Source organism: Bacillus sp. HY001, from assembly GCF_007558965.1.
Lineage (GTDB): Bacteria > Bacillota > Bacilli > Bacillales > Bacillaceae_G > Bacillus_A > Bacillus_A mobilis.
Window position 1 is genome coordinate 1 of sequence record NZ_VLTE01000031.1, and the last position, 18,771, is coordinate 18,771.

Consider the following 18,771-nt stretch of genomic DNA (forward strand, 5'->3'; position numbering starts at 1 on the left):
AATAAATGCTTGATAATAGGAGGTAACGATACTGCCTCGTGTGGAGTGTTATACCCCTCGTCCCTTCGGGGTTGCGAGAACACGATGAAGCACTAACTTGTATAAATTTGATTGAATTGTATAGATTTAGTTAAGTTTATCGTATCGGAAGTTATTTGCACGGTAATGAAAGAAAACGGTACAATAGAAAGTAGTAATGCGGTATCGGTGTCATATTCGAATCGTTATCAGTGAAAGTACAAGAAGAAGTATGCTCATTCTAAAGGTTGCGTTCTTACACCTAGTTGCTTATGATAAAGTGAAACTTTAATCAGTGAGGGGATACTCATCCCCACTGATTATTAGCCCGCATAAATCGGGGTAAATGAACAGAAAATAATATTTGTTAGAATTAAAGGAGACGTTTATGCAAAATTTTGAACAAGCTGTTTCATATATTGAAAATGGTGAAGCGGAAAAAGGATTACAATTATTAAAAGAACAATTAAAAATTGCGAATGATGAAGAGAAGTATGATGTCGCTCGCTATTATCATACACTTGGATTTATGGATGAAGCGTTAGCAATTACAGAAGATTTGCGTTTATTGTACCCGGAAGAAAGTGAATTCACTGTATTTTTAGCAGAATTATATATTGATCTAGACAAAGAAGATGAAGCAATTGAAGTGCTTCATGATATTCCAGAAAATGATGATTTATATGTTCAATCGTTATTACTTGTTGCGGATTTATTCCAAATGCAAGGTTTCGATGATGTAGCAGAACAAAAACTATTAAAGGCGAAAGAAATGATGCCTGACGAGCCTGTTATTACGTTTGGATTAGCAGAGTTATATAGTAGTAAAGGGGAAGAACAAAAGGCAATCACTTATTATGAGGCGCTATTAGCGGAACATAAAATAATGGGTGGTGTTGTCATTGCACTTCGCCTCGCAGAAACGTTAAGTGCGATTGGAAATTGGGAAGAAGCGATCTCTTACTATGAAGCAGGTTTAGAGGAACAAAAAGATATCCACTCATTATTTGGATATGCCTTCACATTGTATCAAGGTGAAGAATACCAAAGAGCCATTGGTGCTTGGCAAGAATTAAAAGAGTTAGATCCGGAGTATGCATCACTTTACATGTATTTAGCGAAAAGCTATGAAAAAGAAGGAATGCTTCAAGAAAGCTATGAAACACTTCAAGAAGGAATTAAAGTAGATGAGCTTTCTGTACCATTTTATGTAGAATTAGCGAACATTGCGGCGAAATTAGGAAAAATAGCGGAAGCAGAGGAAGTGCTTCAAAAAGCGCTTGAGTTAGATCCAGGACATTTAGGTGCAATATTAAAATATGCTTATATTTTAAAAGAACAAGAAAAGTATGAAGAGCTAATTGCAGTTGTAGAGCGTGCGATTGATAGCGGAGAACCAGATACACAACTACTTTGGGATCTTGCGTTTGCAAAAAAACAATTAGAAATGTATTCGGATGCATTAAAACACTATGAAAGTGCATATACTTCTTTTAAGAATCATCCAGACTTCTTGGAAGAGTACGGTTATTTCTTATTGGAAGAAGGTATGCGAAAAGAGGCGAAAGAAGTATTTACTCAGTTAATACAACTAGACCCGACACAAATTCATATTGAAGAATTGTTATATAATTTAGAGGATTTTTCATAAGTTGGAAGGAAACTGAATGCCGCTTCTTGAATCTAAAAAGAAAAGAGAAAGACAGAGGAGGGACTTAATTGCTATGAATACCCCTGTTTCTGTAAACGAGAAGAAGGATTTTGTAAAATGGTTTTTGAATAATTACCAACTGAAACAGCGTGAATGTGTATGGATTTTGAATTATTTAATGAGTCACGACCAATTGATGCATAAAGTCCACTTCGTAGAGCATGCAAAATATTGTCCGCGTGGCTTAGTGATGTCCGCGAATTGTGTAAAAGATACACCGTTTCACTTTTTTAAACAAAATGTCATGACAACGGATGCTGAAAAATCGTTTCATGATATTCGTTTAAATCGAGATGAGGATATTTATATTCAACTCAATTTTAAATCATCATTTCAAAATGCCAATTATGTAGCTGTATTAGAAGAAAACCCGTATTTACCAAAGCATATTGAAGTAAATGAAAAAGATCGTTTACTTGCAGAAAGATTTTTAGAAGAAAGTGTATTTTCTTTTAGAAGAGAACGTCTTTTGAAACAAATTGATGAAGCGCTAGATAAGCAAGATCAGGAAGCGTTTCATAGGTTAACAGCTGAGTTAAAGATGCTATAGAATTCATTTGGATTCATAAAATTTTAAAAATTTCAGACTTTTTAAGAAAAACTACCTTAATATAGGTAGTTTTTCTTTTTTTACCTCTTTTAGTATGGTTTAATATATATAAAGTGAAAGTTCTGTCATTTGTAGGTGAGAGGAGGGAAGAAATTTGAAATGGATTGTAAAAGATGTGGAACAGTTTGAGCAAGCAAGAGAGTATGTAGATACAGGTGTTATACCACTTTTATCAATTTCGGCAGCGAAAGAAATGAAAATGGTAGTAGAACAAGGTGAATTTATCGAATTGTTGAGTATGGAGCTGGAAAGAGAATATAAAGGAAGAGTGCTGTTACTACCTGCATTTACGTATTTAGTAGAAAGTCAAAAAAACGAAAAAGGTCGTTTGCAAGAATGGACAAATCATTTACAAGAGCAAGGTTTTAAACATATTGCTTATGTTACAAGTGATTTTTCATGGAAAGAAGATATGCAAGAGTTGCAGGGAGATTTATTTTGGTTCCCTTCATTAGCGTTAGAACAATTTAGTGATCAAGCGAAAAGAGAAGTTATTCATGCGCATATAAAAAATATAATGGTAATGCTAGAAGAAAAATGGGGAAAGTAATAATAAACAGAAAGTTCTTATTATTATGAGTAGTATGATATTGACCTGTGCATGAGCGTATTATATCATGATAGTGTCCTAGTTTTTATTTTTTATATAATTTATCACGAGGGGACAATTTCTGATAGAGGGGGGAAATTTTCGTGAGCGAGAAAGAACATCGTGTGTCAAGAAGACAGTTTTTAAATTACACCCTTACAGGGGTAGGAGGCTTTATGGCAGCGGGTATTTTAATGCCGATGACGCGATTTGCGCTTGATCCGGTGTTAAGAAAAGAAGCGGGAACGGATATGGTTGCTGTTGCACAAGTAAAGGATATTACAACAGAGCCGAAACGTTTCGACTTTAAGGTGAAGCAGGTTGATGGTTGGTACAAGTCCGAAGAGCCAAAATCAGCTTGGGTTCATAAAGATGAAAGCGGAGACATTGTGGCGTTCTCTCCGGTATGTAAACATTTAGGATGTACAGTGAACTGGAATTCGGACAAAGCACATCCGAATCAATTCTTTTGTCCATGTCACGGGGGCCGTTACACAAAAGACGGGATGAACATTAAAGGCACGCCGCCCCTTGCTCCACTTGATGTGTACGAGTCTAAAGTGAAAGATGGAACGCTGTATTTAGGAAAAGCGAAGCCAAGAGGGGGTGCAAAGTAGATGCTAAATAAAATTTATGATTGGGTAGATGAAAGGTTAGATATTACACCAATATGGCGTGATATCGCTGATCATGAAGTACCTGAACATGTAAACCCAGCACATCACTTTTCTGCATTCGTTTATTGCTTTGGAGGACTTACCTTTTTCGTTACTGTAATTCAAATTTTATCTGGAATGTTTTTGACGATGTATTATGTGCCTGATATTAAAAATGCTTGGGAATCGGTTTATTATTTACAAAATGAAGTTGCATATGGGCAAATTGTTCGTGGTATGCACCACTGGGGTGCTAGTCTCGTCATTGTAATGATGTTTTTACATACACTTAGAGTTTTCTTCCAGGGTGCGTATAAAAAGCCTCGTGAGCTAAACTGGATTGTTGGTGTTCTTATTTTCTTTGTTATGCTAGGTCTTGGATTTACTGGATATTTATTACCGTGGGATATGAAAGCATTATTTGCTACGAAAGTAGGGATTCAAATTGCAGAGCAAACGCCGCTCATTGGTCCTTATATTAAAACATTACTCGCTGGTCATTCCGAAATTGTTGGCGCTCAAACATTAACTCGCTTCTTTGCTATTCACGTCTTCTTCTTACCAGCAGCACTTCTAGGTTTAATGGCCTTCCACTTCATCATGATTCGCAAACAAGGTATTTCCGGTCCGCTATAAGAGATTGCTAAATAAAAGGGGAAAGAACTAAAGGAGGGAGATTATGCATCGCGGCAAAGGGATGAAGTTTGTAGGAGATTCTCGGGTACCAGTAGCTCGGAAACCAAATATTCCAAAAGACTATTCTGAATACCCAGGAAAAACAGAAGCATTTTGGCCGAACTTCTTGTTAAAAGAATGGATGGTTGGTGCAGTTTTTTTAATCGGTTATTTATGTTTAACAGTGGCGCATCCGTCACCACTTGAGAGAATGGCGGATCCAACTGATGCCGGATATATACCACTTCCAGATTGGTATTTCTTATTCTTGTATCAGCTATTAAAGTATTCTTATGCTTCTGGTTCATTCACTGTAATTGGAGCGTTTATTATGCCAGGGATTGCGTTTGGTGCATTACTGTTAGCTCCATTTCTTGATCGAGGACCAGAAAGACGCCCGTTAAAGCGTCCTGTAGCAACTGGATTTATGCTTTTAGCAATTGCATCGATTATCTTTTTAACTTGGGAATCTGTAGCGCACCACGACTGGGAAGCTGCAAAAAAACAAGGAGCAATTGTAAAAACAGCACCAGTTGATAAAAATGATGACGGCTATAAATTAATGCAAAAAAATACTTGTTTAACATGTCATGGTGACAATTTACAGGGCGGGGCAGCAGCGCCTGCACTGCAAAACTTAACTTTAAAGCCAGAAGAAATTGCTAAAATTGCGAAAGAAGGAAAAGGTTCAATGCCTAAAGGTGTATTTAAAGGTACAGATGAGGAACTGAAGAAACTTTCGGAATTCGTTGCAAAGTATAATAAAAAATAATAAAAAGCTGACTACAAAAAATTGTAGTCAGCTTTTTATTTTGATGAAAGAAAGTTTACTATATAATAGAGTAGAGTTTGAGGAAAGAATGACTTTGTTTGAAAGGTGTTGGACATACAGCTTGGTTTACTTGTATGCAATGTTAAGACAACGCTCTGTATTATTATTTTTATTAGTTGTTAACATATTAGGTACAATATACGGATTTATATGGTATGGAAATCAATTAAAAGAAACTTCACCTATATTTTGGCCGTTTGTACCTGATAGCCCGATGGCAAGTCTCTTTTTTGTCTTTGTTTTATTTGCTTTTTTAATAAAGAGAAATTGGGGATTAATAGAGGCACTAGCAATTGTTACTTTAATAAAATATGGTATATGGGCTGTTGTTGTAAATGCAATTATGATCTATGTAAAAGGTCCTATTGGTGTTATGGGGTATATGTTAATGCTTTCGCATTTTGCGATGGCAGTACAAGGATTGTTATATGCACCGTTTTACCGTATAAAAAAATGGCATTTTGCGGTAGCAGCTATATGGACATTACATAATGATGCAATTGATTATTTATTTTGGCAAATGCCGAGATATGGAATTATGCATTTGTTTGTAGAAGAAATTGGTTATTTTACGTTCTGGCTAAGCATCGCTACACTATGTATTACATATTATTCTTGCTTGCGTGAGAACCGAAAACAGTTTTCTTTATGATAGTTAGAATACGTAGGGGGAGAAAATGAAGAAAAATAAGAGTGGTACAAAAATATGGGATCGATTGGTTACGATAGCTGTTTCATACAGCATAGCATTTTCTATATTTGCACTCGCGACAACGGCGGTTGTATACGGAAAATGGCTGTATTATTTTGAAATTGATTTTTTAAACATTCCAGATTTAGCGGATATGACGAAGGATGATATTAAAAGAAATTATGATGTGCTTATCACCTATTTATCGCCGTTTTATGATGGTGCATTGCAGTTGCCAACATTAGATATGTCTACAAATGGCCGTATTCATTTTGTAGATGTTAAAAATATTTTAGTAAAGATTCAATATGTGATGTATGCGACAACTATGATTGCTATAATAGGCGGGATTTATTTACTAAAAAAGAAAAGTGAAAAGTTTTTACTGCACGGATCGATTTTAACAATTATCTTTCCGATTGCGCTGATGTTACCGATTGCTATTAATTTTGAAAAAAGTTTTGTGTTATTCCATAAGCTTTTATTCAGTAATGATTATTGGATGTTTGATATTGAAACGGATCCGATTATATTAATGCTACCAGAAGAATTCTTTATGCATGCAGCGTGTGCTATTTTATTATTTATTTTATGTGGTAGCATACTTTGTTATAGCTTGTATAGATATTTCGTAAAAAAGAAAAGGGTTTCAAAGGAAAAATTCTCTGCTTAAAGAGAATTTTTTTGTTTGTAAAACGATAATATATTTTTCGGTTCAGTTCTGTTCTATTCTTGTCCAAATTAACATATTTTGTACTAGTAGTTATAGGGGGGACCGTGATGAAGAGAACATTAATTGGATTGATAGCATTTCTAATTATAATGTTTCCGTTACGTATATATGCTGAAGAGTGGAGTGAACTAACAGGGTTGTTAGACGACTCATTACAATTAGTGAAGCGTAATGAAGATGAAAAAGCAGTACAAGTATTACAACGTTTCTCGGAGCAGTTTGTCATAAAGGGAAATGAAAAGAAGCAAGAAGTAACACCAGATCAAGTTAGAGTTATTTCTTTAGCTTACGACAGGGCGAAACAATCTCTCGCGGAAACAGATTTAAGTAAACAAGTTAAAATTGATAATGTGTTAGCCCTGCAGCTCGCTGTTGATGCGCAAGTGTCGAAATATCAACCGCTTTGGATGGAAAGAGAAACAAAAGTAATGGGTGCCTTTTCACAAATGGAAAAAGCGATGAAAAAAGAAGACACGGGACAGTTTCAACAAACGTTAAACACATTTTTACATGAGTTTAATATTATTTATCCAAGCTTAATGATTGCTTTGCCAGAAAACGAAGTGCAGCGTGTAAATGCCCATTTATCTTATTTGGATGAATTTCGTAACGTTATGTTAAAAACGAAAGGTGGGCAAATGCAATTAGGAATCATTAAAGGGGATTTGCAAAAAATATTTCACACAGTAAAAAAAGATGAAATTGCACCCTCGCTCATTTGGTTTATGACAATTACTGGAGGTCTTATTTTATTCACATTAACTTATGTTGGGTGGAGAAAGTATAAAGGAGAGAGAGAAAAAAGAAAAAGTAATGTACACTCTAAAAATAGATAATACAATAAATAAAGATACGGATTGTAAGGTTTATTCATTGACAATGATGGCAGAAGAAAATAGAATGAGAAGTACTATAATTAAAACTTCAATGGAGGTTCATGATGTTTTATTTAATTTACTTCGCGATCATAATGATCATACCGTTGTATGCACAGTCAAGAGTACGTAGTGCTTATAGCAAGTATTCACAAGTTTATTCAACATCAGGTATGACAGGAGCGGAAGTGGCTCGAAAAATTTTAGATGAAAATGGATTATACAACGTAGCTGTAGAAGAAACACCAGGTCATTTATCAGACCATTATGATCCAACTGCCAAAACAGTTCGATTATCAACAGATAACTATTACGGTCATTCAGTTGCTGGTACAGCAGTTGCAGCACACGAAGTAGGACACGCAATTCAAGATGCAAAAGATTATAACTTTATGCGTATTCGTCATTCGTTAGTGCCTGTGGCGAATTTTGGATCGAATATATCATGGGTATTTATTATGATTGGTATATTTGCGACAATGTCAAAACTATTGTTATTAGGAATTATTTTAATGGCAGCAGGTGTTGTGTTCCAACTCGTTACATTACCAGTTGAGTTTGATGCATCAAAGCGTGCAATGCAACAAATTGAAGCGTTAGGTATCGTATCAACAGATGAATATGGCCAAGCTCGTAAAGTATTAAATGCGGCAGCATTAACATATGTAGCAGCTGCAGCTGTAGCGGTATTTGAATTATTACGTCTCGTATTAATGTATACTGGTATGCAGCGTAGCGACGACTAAAGACTATCATTTGATAGTCTTTTTTTGTTTTGTGGATTGAATTATATAATGGATTGTAAATAGAAATAATAGAAGTAATGCAGAAAGGCGGTGGGGGAAATGAAATATCCAAGCCATTTAGTAAAACAAGTGAAAGAACGTAGTGCTCTTTATCAGTTAGAAGGCTTTTTAAGTGGACAAGGTCCTGAAAATCCAAAATTTATGTTGCTAGGAGAAGCGCCTGGTGAAACAGAAATTCATAATGGGATTCCATTTAGCGGGAGAGCGGGAAAACAGTTAATGGAGTTTTTAGAACGGATTCACGTTACAAGGGAAGACGTATATATTACGAGCGCAGTTCGGAGTAGGCCTTATAAGTGGCGAGAGAAAAAAGAACGAAATGGTGAAATCATACAGAAAAAGTATAATAGAACGCCAAATCAAGGAGAAATACTTGCACATGCACCTTTGTTAGATTATGAATTAGAGAACATAAACCCGAAGCTTATCGTTACGCTTGGAAATATCGGCCTTCAACGTTTAACAGGAAAAAATACAAAAATCACAGATGTGCACGGGCAATTATTAAAACAGCCTATTCAAAAATTAAAGGATATGCAAAGTGCAGAGTTTACATGGTCAGAGAAAGAATATCGTATTTTCCCGACTTTTCATCCTGCTTCCATTTTTTATAATCGGAGTTTATTGGAGCTTATTTATGAGGATCTAGAGAAACTTAAAAAATATGTAATAAAAAACTAGAAAAGCTTTCTAGCTTTTCTAGTTGCATTTATGTATGTAACGGATTTTTATTTTCATCTAATGTAAAACCTTCACCAACTACATCATGTACATCACTTACAGCAACAAAGGCATGAGGATCAACAGAAGTAATAATATTTTTTAATTTCACGATTTCATTTTTAGCAACAACGCAATATAATACGTTCCGTTCCACCTTTGTATACGATCCAACAGCTTTTAAAAAAGTAGCTCCGCGTTCCATATCAGATAAAATTTTGGCAGCAATTTCATCATTTTTATCTGAGATAATAGTTGCTCCTTTTGCCGCATAGGCTCCTTCTTGCATAAAATCAATGACTTTCGCCCCGATAAAAACAGCAACTAACGTATACATGCCTTCGCGGTATGATAAATAGGTAAGAATCGAGACGATAATGACGATAGCATCAAACATAAACATCGTTTTCCCCATACTCCAGCCAACGTATTTATGAGCGAGTCTCGCGATAATATCTACACCGCCGGTAGTCCCGCCGTATTTAAATATTATTCCAAGACCGATACCGATAAATGCCCCGGCGAATAAAGCCGCGAGTGTCATATCATTTTGTAAGTTTAAATGTAAGTTGAGAACGTCGTAACGTTGAAAAATCCATAGAAATAAAGATACGCTAAAGGTGCCGATTAGTGTATAGATAAATGTTGTTCTTCCGAGTAACTTCCAACCGATGAAAAATATAGGGATATTTAAAATTAAGTTTGAGTAAGAAGGATCAAACTTAAATAGAAAATACAATAATAGTGTAATGCCGGTAAATCCACCTTCTGCTAGGTGATTTTCAATATTGATATTCACAATACCGAAAGAAAAAATAGCGGAACCGATTAAAATAAAAATGATATTTCGAATCTTCAAATTCGATGTCATATAGAAATCCCCCTAATTATGTAGATTGCATTGCTCCGCTGATACGGTAAAACATAATGATAAGTAATTTCTAGTTGTTAGTAAAAATAGTGCAGGCTATAAAAAAATGCAAAAGAAGTTTCCCTTTCCCCCGTTCCAACGGCTGGTAGGAGATAAAGCTCTGAAGCAGGGTGAACCAGCCGTAGGAACCCGATGGTTCGGGCTAATCTTTTGCAAAAACCGCAAAAGAAAGTTTCACTTCATTATAGTCTATCCAAAAAAGGGTCGCAAATAGGTGTTTAACAGGGAATAATATTTGTCAAATCGCGATGAATTGGCTAACATGAAAGAGGAAGGATTAGAGGTGAATTGTATGGAAGCGAAAACGATGAAGGATATGCAGAAAGAAGTAGATGCATATATTGGTCAGTTTAAAGAAGGTTATTTCAGTCCACTTGCAATGATGGCTCGTTTAACGGAAGAAATGGGGGAGCTTGCAAGAGAGGTTAATCATTATTATGGTGAGAAACCGAAGAAAACAACTGAAAAAGAACGTAGTATTGAAGAAGAGCTTGGAGATGTATTATTTGTTATGATTTGTATGGCAAATAGTTTAAATATTGATTTAGAAACAGCACATAACATTGTAATGAATAAATTTAATACTCGCGATAAAGATCGCTGGACACGTATTGATGAGGGAGAGAAAGAATAATGAAAGAAATTAAAGTAATTATCGCTGGACCAAGGGGACGTATGGGACATGAAGCAGTCCTTCTTATGGAAAGAACGGAACATTTTAATTTAGTAGCAGCAGTGGATTATAAGCATGGCGGAGAGAAAATCTCTGATTTACCAGGCATGCCAGCGCTAGATGCACCTATTTACGCAGATTTACATACTTGTTTAGAGGAAGTAGAAGCTGATGTGTTATTAGATTTAACAACGCCAGAAGTTGGGAAACAACACGTTACACTTGCAGTTGAGCGTGGACTTCGTTCTGTTATTGGTACAACTGGATTTACAGAAGAAGAACTAAAGCAATTAACAGAGAATGCGAAAGAAAAAGAAGTAGGAACAATTATCGCTCCAAACTTTGCAATTGGTGCAGTTCTTATGATGAAATTCTCACAAATGGCAGCGAAGTATTTCCAAGATGTTGAAGTAATTGAATTGCATCATGATCAAAAGTTAGATGCACCATCTGGTACAGCGGTAAAAACAGTAGAATTAATTCGTCAAAACCGTGAATCAAAGCAGCAAGGTCATCCAAATGAAGTAGAGCAACTAGAAGGAGCTCGTGGTGCAAATGTAGACGGCATTCACATTCATAGTGTACGTTTACCAGGACTTATTGCACATCAAGAAGTAATGTTTGGTGGAAATGGACAAATGTTAACGGTTCGTCATGATTCATTCAATCGTGAATCATTTATGTCGGGTGTAAAACTATCAATTGATACAGTAATGAATCTAGATCATCTTGTGTACGGTTTAGAAAATATTATCGACTAAAGGGGAGACAACGGATGAAAATTGCCTTAATCGCACATGACAAAAAGAAAAATGACATGGTTTCGTTTGCATACGCATATAAACCAATTTTTGAACAACATGAATTATTTGCAACAGGAACGACAGGGCTTCGTATTATGGAAGCGACCGGTTTAGTTGTAACAAGATTTCAATCGGGTCCTCTTGGTGGCGATCAAGAAATTGGTGCAATGATTGCAAAAAATGATATGGATATGGTGATTTTTTTCCGGGATCCACTAACTGCTCAGCCGCATGAACCAGATGTAAATGCATTGCTTCGTCTATGTGATGTATATGCGATTCCACTTGCAACGAATATGGCAAGTGCTGAAATGTTAATGCACGCATTAGAGCGAGGAGATTTAGATTACCGCAAGTTAAGAAAATGAGGGGAACAATTATGAGTGGATTACATATATTAGCGTTTGGTGCTCATGCCGATGATGTTGAAATCGGCATGGCTGGTACCATTGCTAAATATACGAAACAAGGGTATGAAGTAGGTATTTGTGATTTAACAGAAGCTGATCTTTCTTCTAATGGAACGATAGAGTTGAGAAAAGAAGAAGCAAAGGCGGCAGCTCGTATAATGGGAGTAAAAACGAGACTGAATTTAGCGATGCCAGACCGTGGTTTGTATATGAAAGAAGAGTATATACGTGAAATTGTAAAGGTGATTCGTACATATAAACCAAAACTAGTTTTTGCACCGTATTATGAAGATCGTCATCCAGATCATGCGAATTGTGCAAAAATTGTGGAAGAAGCTATTTTTTCAGCGGGAATTCGTAAATATATGCCAGAGGTTCCACCACATCGTGTAGAGTCTTTTTATCATTATATGATTAATGGTTTTCATAAACCGAATTTTTGTATAGATATAAGTGAGTACCTTTCTATAAAAGTGGAGGCATTAGAAGCATATGAAAGTCAGTTTTCAACAGGGAGCGATGGTGTGAAAACGCCGTTAACAGAAGGTTATGTTGAAACTGTGGTTGCTCGTGAGAAAATGTTTGGAAAAGAAGTTGGAGTTTTATATGCCGAGGGATTTATGAGTAAGAAACCGGTTTTATTACATGCTGATTTAATAGGGGGATGTAAATGAAATTAAAAATAGGTATTACATGTTATCCTTCTGTAGGTGGTTCTGGAGTTGTTGGAACAGAATTAGGAAAGCAATTAGCGGAACGCGGGCATGAAATTCATTTTATTACATCGGGTTTACCATTCCGGTTAAACAAAGTGTATCCAAACATTTATTTTCATGAAGTGACGGTAAATCAATACTCTGTATTTCAATATCCACCATACGATTTAGCGTTAGCTAGTAAAATGGCAGAAGTTGCACAACGAGAAAACTTAGACATTTTACATGTGCATTACGCAATACCACATGCAATTTGTGCTTATTTAGCAAAACAAATGATTGGAGAGCGTATTAAAATTGTTACAACCTTGCATGGAACAGATATTACTGTGTTAGGTTCCGACCCTTCGCTAAATAATTTAATTCGTTTTGGTATTGAGCAATCTGATGTTGTGACGGCTGTCTCGCATTCATTAATTAGCGAAACACATGAGCTAGTAAAACCAAATAAAGATATTCAAACGGTGTATAACTTTATAGACGAACGTGTATATTTCAAGCGTGATATGTCTCAATTAAAGAAAGAATACGGTATAAGTGAGAGTGAAAAGATACTCATTCACATTTCAAATTTCCGTAAAGTGAAACGTGTGCAAGATGTTGTTCAGGCATTTGCTAAAATTGTTACAGAAGTAGATGCGAAGTTGCTTCTCGTAGGAGATGGACCAGAATTTTGCACGATTTTACAATTAGTGAAAAATCTACATATTGAAGATCGCGTCTTATTCTTAGGGAAGCAAGATAATGTTGCAGAGCTACTTGCGATGAGTGATTTAATGCTGCTTCTATCAGAGAAGGAAAGTTTTGGTCTTGTTTTATTAGAAGCGATGGCGTGTGGTGTACCTTGTATCGGAACAAGGGTTGGAGGTATTCCAGAAGTCATTCAACATGGTGAAACAGGATATTTATGTGAAGTTGGCAATCCAGCAGGAGTGGCAACTCAAGCCATTCAGCTATTAAAGGATGAAGAACTTCACCGTAATATGGGAGAGCGAGCAAGAGCAAGTGTTTACGAGCAGTTCCGCTCTGAAAAAATCGTCTCACAATATGAAACGATTTACTATGATGTACTAAGGGATGACAAAAATGAAAAGATTTAAAAAAGCTAGTTCTATTATTGAGACTTTAAAGCAACAAGGACATGAGGCCTACTTTGTCGGTGGAAGCGTACGAGATCTTATGATCGATAGGCCGATTGGAGATATTGATATTGCGACATCTGCTTTACCAGAAGAAGTGATGGCTATATTTCCAAGACATGTTCCTGTTGGTCTTGAGCATGGAACTGTAATTGTGGTAGAAAATGGTGAACCTTATGAGGTAACCACTTTTCGAACAGAGAGCGAATATGAAGATTTTCGAAGACCTAGTAGTGTTCAATTTGTTCGTTCATTAGAAGAGGATCTAAAACGTCGTGATTTCACAATGAATGCAATTGCGATGACAGAAGAAGGCGAAATGGTTGATTTATTTGCTGGACAGGAAGCGATTCAAAAGAGAGAAATTGTGACAGTCGGCAATGCTGCGGATCGTTTTCAAGAAGATGCCCTGCGAATGATGCGTGGTATTCGTTTCGTAAGTACGTTAGGTTTTTCTTTAGAAATGAAAACGAAACAAGCAATTGAAACATATGGACATTTACTGGAACATATTGCAATTGAGCGAATTACAGTGGAATTTGAGAAACTGTTAACTGGTACATATTGCGTGAAGGGTTTGCAAGAATTAGTAGAAACGAAGCTATTTTCTCATCTGCCATATTTACAAATGTCAGAAGAGAGATTATTAAAAGCTACGCAGTATAACTGGGATTCTTTTGAAACGGACATTGAGGCATGGGCATTCTTCTTATATTGTATCGGAGAAGAGCATCCATCTGTCTTTTTACGTCAATGGAAGTTTTCGAATAAAAAAATAAAAGATATCGTCGCAGTTTTATTAACAATTCGTACGAGAAAGGAGAAGGATTGGGATACAGTCCTTCTTTATAAAACGGGACTTCATATCGCTGAAATGGCCGAAAGAGTATATGAAGCGATGATTGAAAGCTATGATCATACATCTGTTAAACGAGTACAAACGTTGTTTGAAGCATTGCCAATCAAGAGTCGCCAAGAAATGAATGTGACTGGGAATGATTTATTAAACTGGGCAAATAAAAAGCCTGGTCCATGGGTTGCTGAAATGATTCAAAAAATTGAGGAAGCAATCGTACAAGGAAACGTAGTTAATGAGAAAGAGTGTATAAGGGAGTGGCTGCAAGAATGCAATCTACTATAAGAAAGCAGTTATTGCAAGTTTTTTCGGAAGCGGATGGCGCGTTTGTATCTGGCCAAACGATTAGTGATAAACTTGGTTGTTCAAGAACCGCTGTGTGGAAACATATGGAGGACCTTCGGAATGAGGGATATGAACTTGAGGCTGTGCGTCGATTAGGTTATCGCATTGCGGGTAAGCCAGACAAAGTAACTGCTAATGAAATTCAGTTAGGGTTACAAACGAAACATATTGGTAGAACGGTATATTTTGAAGAATCTGTTGAATCTACACAGCACATTGCAGCAAAACTTGCTTATGAAGGTGCAGAAGAAGGAACCATTGTTGTGGCAGAAGAACAAACATCGGGCAGAGGTCGTTTAAGTAGGAAATGGTATTCACCAAAAGGAACAGGAATTTGGATGAGTATTATTTTACGTCCATCAATCCCGGTTCATCATGCACCACAACTTACTTTGTTAGCGGCTGTTAGCGTTGCACAAGCAATTGAAAAGTGCACGGGTGTAAACGTAGGAATAAAATGGCCAAATGATATTTTAATTCAAGGTAAAAAGGCTGTAGGTATATTAACAGAAATGCAGGCGGATCCTGATAAAATTAATGCTGTCATTATGGGTATTGGTATTAATGCAAATCAAAAGCAAGAACATTTTGATGAGGAAATTCAGCATATTGCTACTTCTTTAGCGATTGAGTCCGGTAAGCCAATTGTTCGTGCAGAGCTTATGCAGCAAATCTTTTTACAACTAGAAAAATTATATGAAGAGTATTTACAAAATGGTTTCTCTGTTATTAAAATTCTTTGGGAAAGTTACGCTGTTAGCATCGGGAAAGAAATTACCGCTCGAACGATGAGAGAGACAATTATAGGGGTAGCAAAAGGAATTACAGAGGATGGTGTATTGCTTCTGGAGGATCATGAAGGGAAAGTACATCACATTCATTCTGCGGATATCGAAATTAAGTAAAAGAAGTTCCTTTTTGGAACTTCTTTTTATCCCGCTTTAATGGGCAGTAAGCCCCCCACCTCAAAATTCAGCGAAAGCAAAGAAGTTAGGTGGGGGTCGGGCTGCCCATAAAAGTCCGATTGGTGAGGGCTGATAATTAGTGGGGGATGAAGAAAACCCCCACTGATTAAAGTTTCACTTTATTTGACTATTACTTTGCCTTCCATTCCTTTTAGAAGATGGTACCGGCATATTAATTCATATGTACCAGTACTTGTAGGTTTCACGGTAATGTTTTTATTTTTTCCGGGTTCAACTACGACGTCAATGCCAAGTTTTTTCACTGTAAAGGTGTGTTCATTCTTACCTTTGTTTTTTAAGAGCAATGTTGTTGACTCTTCAATTGGAATTGTGATGACGTTTGGCTGAAAGTAATCATCGTTTAATTCAACTTCAATTACTTTCGTTGAATCGATAGGTTGTGTTACGACGTTAACTGAGGCAAATGCATGGAAGGAGCTAAGAGTTATCATCCCTACAATTATCACAAGCAGAACGGTGAATTGAAATAACCATTTGTTCATAGACATTCGTAATTCTCCTTTTGTTAAGTATGTTCTTCCATTAACCTGCATCATTAGTTTAAGAGTTATACGGGGCTTAAACAAAGGTTTGCTTTTCTATGATTGAGTTATTTATAAAAAATTTCACATACTGTAATGAGAATAAAAAATTATTTTTTCGAAAAAATGTAGTAATTCCTTTTTGGATTTTGCTATAATTAGTTCGAATGTGGGCAGTATCAGAGCGAACTGCACCATCATTCGAAGCAATCCGAAAAAATAATAACTTGGATTCTGCCTTGATCCAATAATGGACTGGGACAGAGGGATGAATAATGCCGACTAACACACAACCCTTCTGCCCTTTTATGGCCAGAGGGGTTTTTTATATGATTTCGGCCATCTCCTCTCTCCTGCATAAAGGAGGAGTAGTTTTTGAAAACAAAAACAGATTTTTTGAAGATGAAAGAGCAAGGTGAGCCGATTACGATGCTAACGGCGTATGATTATCCATCTGCTAAATTAGCAGAAGAAGCTGAAGTTGATATGATTCTAGTTGGAGATTCCCTTGGGATGGTGGTGCTCGGATACGATTCAACAGTACCTGTAACAGTAGAGGATATGATTCATCATACGAAAGCTGTACGCCGAGGAGCGAAAGAGACGTTTATTGTAACTGATATGCCATTTATGTCGTATCATGTGTCGCCTCAAGATACGATGGTGAATGCACGCCGTATCGTTCAAGAGAGTGGTGCTCATGCACTGAAGGTAGAAGGTGCAGGGGAAGTAGTATCAACGATTCATTACTTGACGAACGCGGGAATTCCTGTCGTGGCGCACTTAGGCTTAACTCCTCAATCTGTAGGAGTACTAGGTGGGTATAAAGTACAAGGAAAAGATGCTGAAAGTGCAAAAAAATTAATAGAAGATGCGAAGAGATGTGAGGAAGCTGGTGCGATAGCGCTTGTGCTAGAATGTGTGCCAATGCAGTTAGCAGAATTAATTTCGAAGCAACTAACAATTCCAACGATTGGAATTGGAGCAGGGAAAAAAGTAGATGGGCAAGTACTTGTTTATCATGATCTTATCTCATACGGAGTAAATCGTGTTCCGAAATTTGTGAAGCAATATACGTCTGTTCAAGAGGAGATTGTGCGAGGGATTTCACAATACGTTACGGAAGTAAAGACAGGGCAATTTCCAGAAGAAAAACATTCATTCACAATGAAAGAGGAAGAATGCTTAGCGTTATACGGAGGAAAACAATAATGAAAATTGTAACTACAGTGCAAGAGATGCAGCAAATTACAAACGAACTTCGTACAAGTGGAAAAAGTATTGGTTTTGTTCCAACGATGGGTTACTTACATGAAGGTCATGCGACTTTATTACGTAAGGCAAGAGCAGAAAATGAAATTGTAGTTTTAAGCGTGTTTGTCAATCCGCTACAGTTTGGACCGAATGAAGATTTAGATCGATACCCTCGTGATATTGATAGAGATGAAAATGTAGCAAAAGAAAACGGTGTAGATTATTTATTTTATCCGAGCGTAGAAGAAATGTATCCAGCAGAACAAACGACAACAGTAGCAGTTGTGAAGCGTACCGATGTATTATGTGGCAAACAAAGACCTGGTCATTTTGCTGGAGTTGCGACTGTGCTAATGAAACTGTTTAATATTACATTGCCAACGCGTGCTTATTTCGGTATGAAAGATGCACAGCAAGTTGCTGTCATTGAAGGATTTGTCGCTGATTTTAATATTCCGGTTACGATCGTACCAGTGGATATTGTAAGGGAAGACGATGGATTAGCGAAAAGTTCTCGTAATGTGTATTTATCACAAGAAGAGCGTGAAGAGGCTCCTCAATTATACCGCAGCCTATGTATAGCGAAAGAAAAAATTGAAGCAGGCGAACGGAATGCAGAAATCATTACAACTCTTGTGAAAGAGTATATTGAGACGTATACGAAAGGCACTGTAGATTATGCTGATTTATATGCTTATCCTTCACTACAAGTAATGGATAAAATTGAAGGACGAATCATTTTAGCAATTGCAGTTAAATTTGAGAATGTACGATTAATTGACAATATAACAGTAACGGTTAAATAAGGGGGAGCAACTATGTTTCGCACAATGATGAGAGCGAAGTTACATCGCGCAACAGTAACAGAGGCAAATTTAAACTATGTAGGTAGTATTACAATTGATGAAGATTTAATGGATGCAGTAAATATTGTAGAAAATGAAAAAGTACAAATTGTAAATAACAATAATGGTGCTCGATTAGAGACATATGTTATTAAGGGCGAACGTGGTAGCGGTGTTGTTTGTTTAAATGGTGCAGCTGCAAGGCTTGTACAGCCAGGGGATAAAGTTATTATCATTTGCTACGGTTTAGTGGCAGAAGAAAATATTCATAAACAAGCGCCGAAAATTGCAGTATTAGACGATGAGAATCAAATTATTGAAATGTTAGGTGCTGAAAAAGCGGGTACGATATTATAAGTAAGAAGGCTATCTCTAT

At 36.6% G+C, this 18,771-nt stretch carries 23 protein-coding genes; 21 read left to right on the top strand and 2 right to left on the bottom strand.

The window, feature by feature from the left end; all coding sequences use genetic code 11:
* Positions 1 to 406 precede the first annotated feature (406 nt).
* The 11 genes from FOT98_RS15485 (at position 407) to FOT98_RS15535 (ending at position 8,877) form a co-directional block, all read left to right on the top strand.
* Positions 407 to 1,669, top strand: coding sequence for a tetratricopeptide repeat protein (locus FOT98_RS15485; RefSeq protein ID WP_063262237.1), 1,263 nt, complete (start codon positions 407 to 409; stop codon positions 1,667 to 1,669).
* A 73-nt stretch (positions 1,670 to 1,742) separates the two neighbouring features.
* Positions 1,743 to 2,279 (top strand): ReoY family proteolytic degradation factor, encoded by a 537-nt coding sequence (locus FOT98_RS15490; protein ID WP_001095929.1) that lies wholly within the window; start codon positions 1,743 to 1,745, stop codon positions 2,277 to 2,279.
* Positions 2,280 to 2,433: 154 nt separating this feature from the next.
* On the top strand, positions 2,434 to 2,889 hold the full coding sequence (locus tag FOT98_RS15495) for a YpiF family protein (RefSeq protein ID WP_061677797.1): 456 nt from the start codon (positions 2,434 to 2,436) through the stop codon (positions 2,887 to 2,889).
* 143 nt (positions 2,890 to 3,032) lie between these two features.
* Positions 3,033 to 3,545 (top strand): menaquinol-cytochrome c reductase iron-sulfur subunit, encoded by a 513-nt coding sequence (qcrA, locus tag FOT98_RS15500; RefSeq protein WP_001290420.1) that lies wholly within the window; start codon positions 3,033 to 3,035, stop codon positions 3,543 to 3,545.
* Complete coding sequence (gene qcrB, locus FOT98_RS15505; protein WP_000932700.1) at positions 3,546 to 4,220, top strand: menaquinol-cytochrome c reductase cytochrome b subunit; 675 nt, start codon at positions 3,546 to 3,548, stop codon at positions 4,218 to 4,220. It abuts the gene before it with no gap.
* A 43-nt stretch (positions 4,221 to 4,263) separates the two neighbouring features.
* Positions 4,264 to 5,031: a menaquinol-cytochrome c reductase cytochrome b/c subunit gene (qcrC, locus tag FOT98_RS15510; RefSeq protein WP_000554603.1), complete on the top strand. Its 768-nt coding sequence runs from the start codon at positions 4,264 to 4,266 to the stop codon at positions 5,029 to 5,031.
* Positions 5,032 to 5,152: 121 nt separating this feature from the next.
* Positions 5,153 to 5,743, top strand: a complete 591-nt coding sequence (lhaT, locus tag FOT98_RS15515; RefSeq protein WP_116758367.1) for a lipoprotein heptaprenylglyceryl N-acetyltransferase LhaT — start codon at positions 5,153 to 5,155, stop codon at positions 5,741 to 5,743.
* A gap of 25 nt (positions 5,744 to 5,768) precedes the next feature.
* Entirely contained in the window at positions 5,769 to 6,455 is a 687-nt protein-coding gene (gene lit / locus FOT98_RS15520; protein WP_063262238.1) for a lipoprotein intramolecular transacylase Lit, read from the top strand.
* Between the two features lie 107 nt (positions 6,456 to 6,562).
* The gene (ypjB, locus tag FOT98_RS15525) at positions 6,563 to 7,351 is read left to right on the top strand and encodes a sporulation protein YpjB (protein ID WP_061677795.1); all 789 of its coding nucleotides are present in this window, start codon (positions 6,563 to 6,565) and stop codon (positions 7,349 to 7,351) included.
* Positions 7,352 to 7,452: 101 nt separating this feature from the next.
* On the top strand, positions 7,453 to 8,136 hold the full coding sequence (locus tag FOT98_RS15530; protein WP_073517780.1) for a zinc metallopeptidase: 684 nt from the start codon (positions 7,453 to 7,455) through the stop codon (positions 8,134 to 8,136).
* Positions 8,137 to 8,235: 99 nt separating this feature from the next.
* A complete protein-coding gene (locus FOT98_RS15535) occupies positions 8,236 to 8,877 on the top strand; it encodes a uracil-DNA glycosylase (RefSeq protein WP_063262239.1) in 642 nt (213 codons plus the stop codon).
* Between the two features lie 28 nt (positions 8,878 to 8,905).
* Here the strand turns inward: FOT98_RS15535 and FOT98_RS15540 are convergent, their stop codons facing one another.
* Positions 8,906 to 9,787 carry a YitT family protein gene (locus FOT98_RS15540; protein WP_061677793.1) on the bottom strand — a complete coding sequence of 294 codons (882 nt, stop codon included), beginning with the start codon at positions 9,785 to 9,787 and terminating at the stop codon, positions 8,906 to 8,908.
* A gap of 352 nt (positions 9,788 to 10,139) precedes the next feature.
* Between FOT98_RS15540 and FOT98_RS15545 the strand changes: the two genes are divergently transcribed.
* The 7 genes from FOT98_RS15545 to FOT98_RS15575 are packed head-to-tail and all read left to right on the top strand — an operon-like array spanning position 10,140 to position 15,694.
* The gene (locus FOT98_RS15545) at positions 10,140 to 10,481 is read left to right on the top strand and encodes a nucleotide pyrophosphohydrolase (protein ID WP_002108639.1); all 342 of its coding nucleotides are present in this window, start codon (positions 10,140 to 10,142) and stop codon (positions 10,479 to 10,481) included.
* Positions 10,481 to 11,281 (top strand): dihydrodipicolinate reductase, encoded by an 801-nt coding sequence (gene dapB / locus FOT98_RS15550; protein WP_061677792.1) that lies wholly within the window; start codon positions 10,481 to 10,483, stop codon positions 11,279 to 11,281. Before FOT98_RS15545 ends, dapB begins: the two co-directional genes overlap by 1 nt.
* 14 nt (positions 11,282 to 11,295) lie before the next feature.
* On the top strand, positions 11,296 to 11,691 hold the full coding sequence (locus tag FOT98_RS15555; RefSeq protein WP_000684763.1) for a methylglyoxal synthase: 396 nt from the start codon (positions 11,296 to 11,298) through the stop codon (positions 11,689 to 11,691).
* A gap of 11 nt (positions 11,692 to 11,702) precedes the next feature.
* Positions 11,703 to 12,407, top strand: coding sequence for a bacillithiol biosynthesis deacetylase BshB1 (gene bshB1, locus FOT98_RS15560; protein ID WP_061677791.1), 705 nt, complete (start codon positions 11,703 to 11,705; stop codon positions 12,405 to 12,407).
* The gene (gene bshA, locus FOT98_RS15565) at positions 12,404 to 13,549 is read left to right on the top strand and encodes an N-acetyl-alpha-D-glucosaminyl L-malate synthase BshA (protein ID WP_061677790.1); all 1,146 of its coding nucleotides are present in this window, start codon (positions 12,404 to 12,406) and stop codon (positions 13,547 to 13,549) included. Before bshB1 ends, bshA begins: the two co-directional genes overlap by 4 nt.
* Positions 13,536 to 14,729 (top strand): CCA tRNA nucleotidyltransferase, encoded by a 1,194-nt coding sequence (locus tag FOT98_RS15570; protein ID WP_063262240.1) that lies wholly within the window; start codon positions 13,536 to 13,538, stop codon positions 14,727 to 14,729. Before bshA ends, FOT98_RS15570 begins: the two co-directional genes overlap by 14 nt.
* Complete coding sequence (locus FOT98_RS15575) at positions 14,714 to 15,694, top strand: biotin--[acetyl-CoA-carboxylase] ligase (protein ID WP_001192030.1); 981 nt, start codon at positions 14,714 to 14,716, stop codon at positions 15,692 to 15,694. Before FOT98_RS15570 ends, FOT98_RS15575 begins: the two co-directional genes overlap by 16 nt.
* 179 nt (positions 15,695 to 15,873) lie before the next feature.
* Here the strand turns inward: FOT98_RS15575 and FOT98_RS15580 are convergent, their stop codons facing one another.
* Positions 15,874 to 16,263 carry a cupredoxin domain-containing protein gene (locus FOT98_RS15580; protein ID WP_063263234.1) on the bottom strand — a complete coding sequence of 130 codons (390 nt, stop codon included), beginning with the start codon at positions 16,261 to 16,263 and terminating at the stop codon, positions 15,874 to 15,876.
* Between the two features lie 408 nt (positions 16,264 to 16,671).
* Here FOT98_RS15580 and panB point away from each other — a divergent pair, with 408 nt between their 5' ends.
* The 3 genes from panB to panD are packed head-to-tail and all read left to right on the top strand — an operon-like array spanning position 16,672 to position 18,752.
* The gene (gene panB, locus FOT98_RS15585; RefSeq protein WP_000853116.1) at positions 16,672 to 17,508 is read left to right on the top strand and encodes a 3-methyl-2-oxobutanoate hydroxymethyltransferase; all 837 of its coding nucleotides are present in this window, start codon (positions 16,672 to 16,674) and stop codon (positions 17,506 to 17,508) included.
* Positions 17,508 to 18,356, top strand: a complete 849-nt coding sequence (panC, locus tag FOT98_RS15590; protein WP_063263233.1) for a pantoate--beta-alanine ligase — start codon at positions 17,508 to 17,510, stop codon at positions 18,354 to 18,356. Before panB ends, panC begins: the two co-directional genes overlap by 1 nt.
* Before the next feature lie 12 nt (positions 18,357 to 18,368).
* Positions 18,369 to 18,752 (top strand): aspartate 1-decarboxylase, encoded by a 384-nt coding sequence (gene panD, locus FOT98_RS15595; RefSeq protein ID WP_061679513.1) that lies wholly within the window; start codon positions 18,369 to 18,371, stop codon positions 18,750 to 18,752.
* Positions 18,753 to 18,771 lie beyond the last annotated feature (19 nt).

Excerpts from the sequence above, each read along its gene's own strand:
- FOT98_RS15485 (WP_063262237.1), top strand. The coding sequence starts at position 407 with ATGCAAAATTTTGAACAAGCTGTTTCATATATTGAAAATGGTGAAGCG.
- FOT98_RS15490 (WP_001095929.1), top strand. The coding sequence starts at position 1,743 with ATGAATACCCCTGTTTCTGTAAACGAGAAGAAGGATTTTGTAAAATGG.
- qcrB (WP_000932700.1), top strand. The coding sequence starts at position 3,546 with ATGCTAAATAAAATTTATGATTGGGTAGATGAAAGGTTAGATATTACA.
- qcrC (WP_000554603.1), top strand. The coding sequence starts at position 4,264 with ATGCATCGCGGCAAAGGGATGAAGTTTGTAGGAGATTCTCGGGTACCA.
- lit (WP_063262238.1), top strand. The coding sequence starts at position 5,769 with ATGAAGAAAAATAAGAGTGGTACAAAAATATGGGATCGATTGGTTACG.
- ypjB (WP_061677795.1), top strand. The coding sequence starts at position 6,563 with ATGAAGAGAACATTAATTGGATTGATAGCATTTCTAATTATAATGTTT.
- FOT98_RS15530 (WP_073517780.1), top strand. The coding sequence starts at position 7,453 with ATGATGTTTTATTTAATTTACTTCGCGATCATAATGATCATACCGTTG.
- FOT98_RS15535 (WP_063262239.1), top strand. The coding sequence starts at position 8,236 with ATGAAATATCCAAGCCATTTAGTAAAACAAGTGAAAGAACGTAGTGCT.
- FOT98_RS15540 (WP_061677793.1), bottom strand. The coding sequence starts at position 9,787 with ATGACATCGAATTTGAAGATTCGAAATATCATTTTTATTTTAATCGGT.
- FOT98_RS15545 (WP_002108639.1), top strand. The coding sequence starts at position 10,140 with ATGGAAGCGAAAACGATGAAGGATATGCAGAAAGAAGTAGATGCATAT.
- dapB (WP_061677792.1), top strand. The coding sequence starts at position 10,481 with ATGAAAGAAATTAAAGTAATTATCGCTGGACCAAGGGGACGTATGGGA.
- FOT98_RS15555 (WP_000684763.1), top strand. The coding sequence starts at position 11,296 with ATGAAAATTGCCTTAATCGCACATGACAAAAAGAAAAATGACATGGTT.
- bshB1 (WP_061677791.1), top strand. The coding sequence starts at position 11,703 with ATGAGTGGATTACATATATTAGCGTTTGGTGCTCATGCCGATGATGTT.
- bshA (WP_061677790.1), top strand. The coding sequence starts at position 12,404 with ATGAAATTAAAAATAGGTATTACATGTTATCCTTCTGTAGGTGGTTCT.
- FOT98_RS15570 (WP_063262240.1), top strand. The coding sequence starts at position 13,536 with ATGAAAAGATTTAAAAAAGCTAGTTCTATTATTGAGACTTTAAAGCAA.
- FOT98_RS15575 (WP_001192030.1), top strand. The coding sequence starts at position 14,714 with ATGCAATCTACTATAAGAAAGCAGTTATTGCAAGTTTTTTCGGAAGCG.
- FOT98_RS15580 (WP_063263234.1), bottom strand. The coding sequence starts at position 16,263 with ATGTCTATGAACAAATGGTTATTTCAATTCACCGTTCTGCTTGTGATA.
- panC (WP_063263233.1), top strand. The coding sequence starts at position 17,508 with ATGAAAATTGTAACTACAGTGCAAGAGATGCAGCAAATTACAAACGAA.
- panD (WP_061679513.1), top strand. The coding sequence starts at position 18,369 with ATGTTTCGCACAATGATGAGAGCGAAGTTACATCGCGCAACAGTAACA.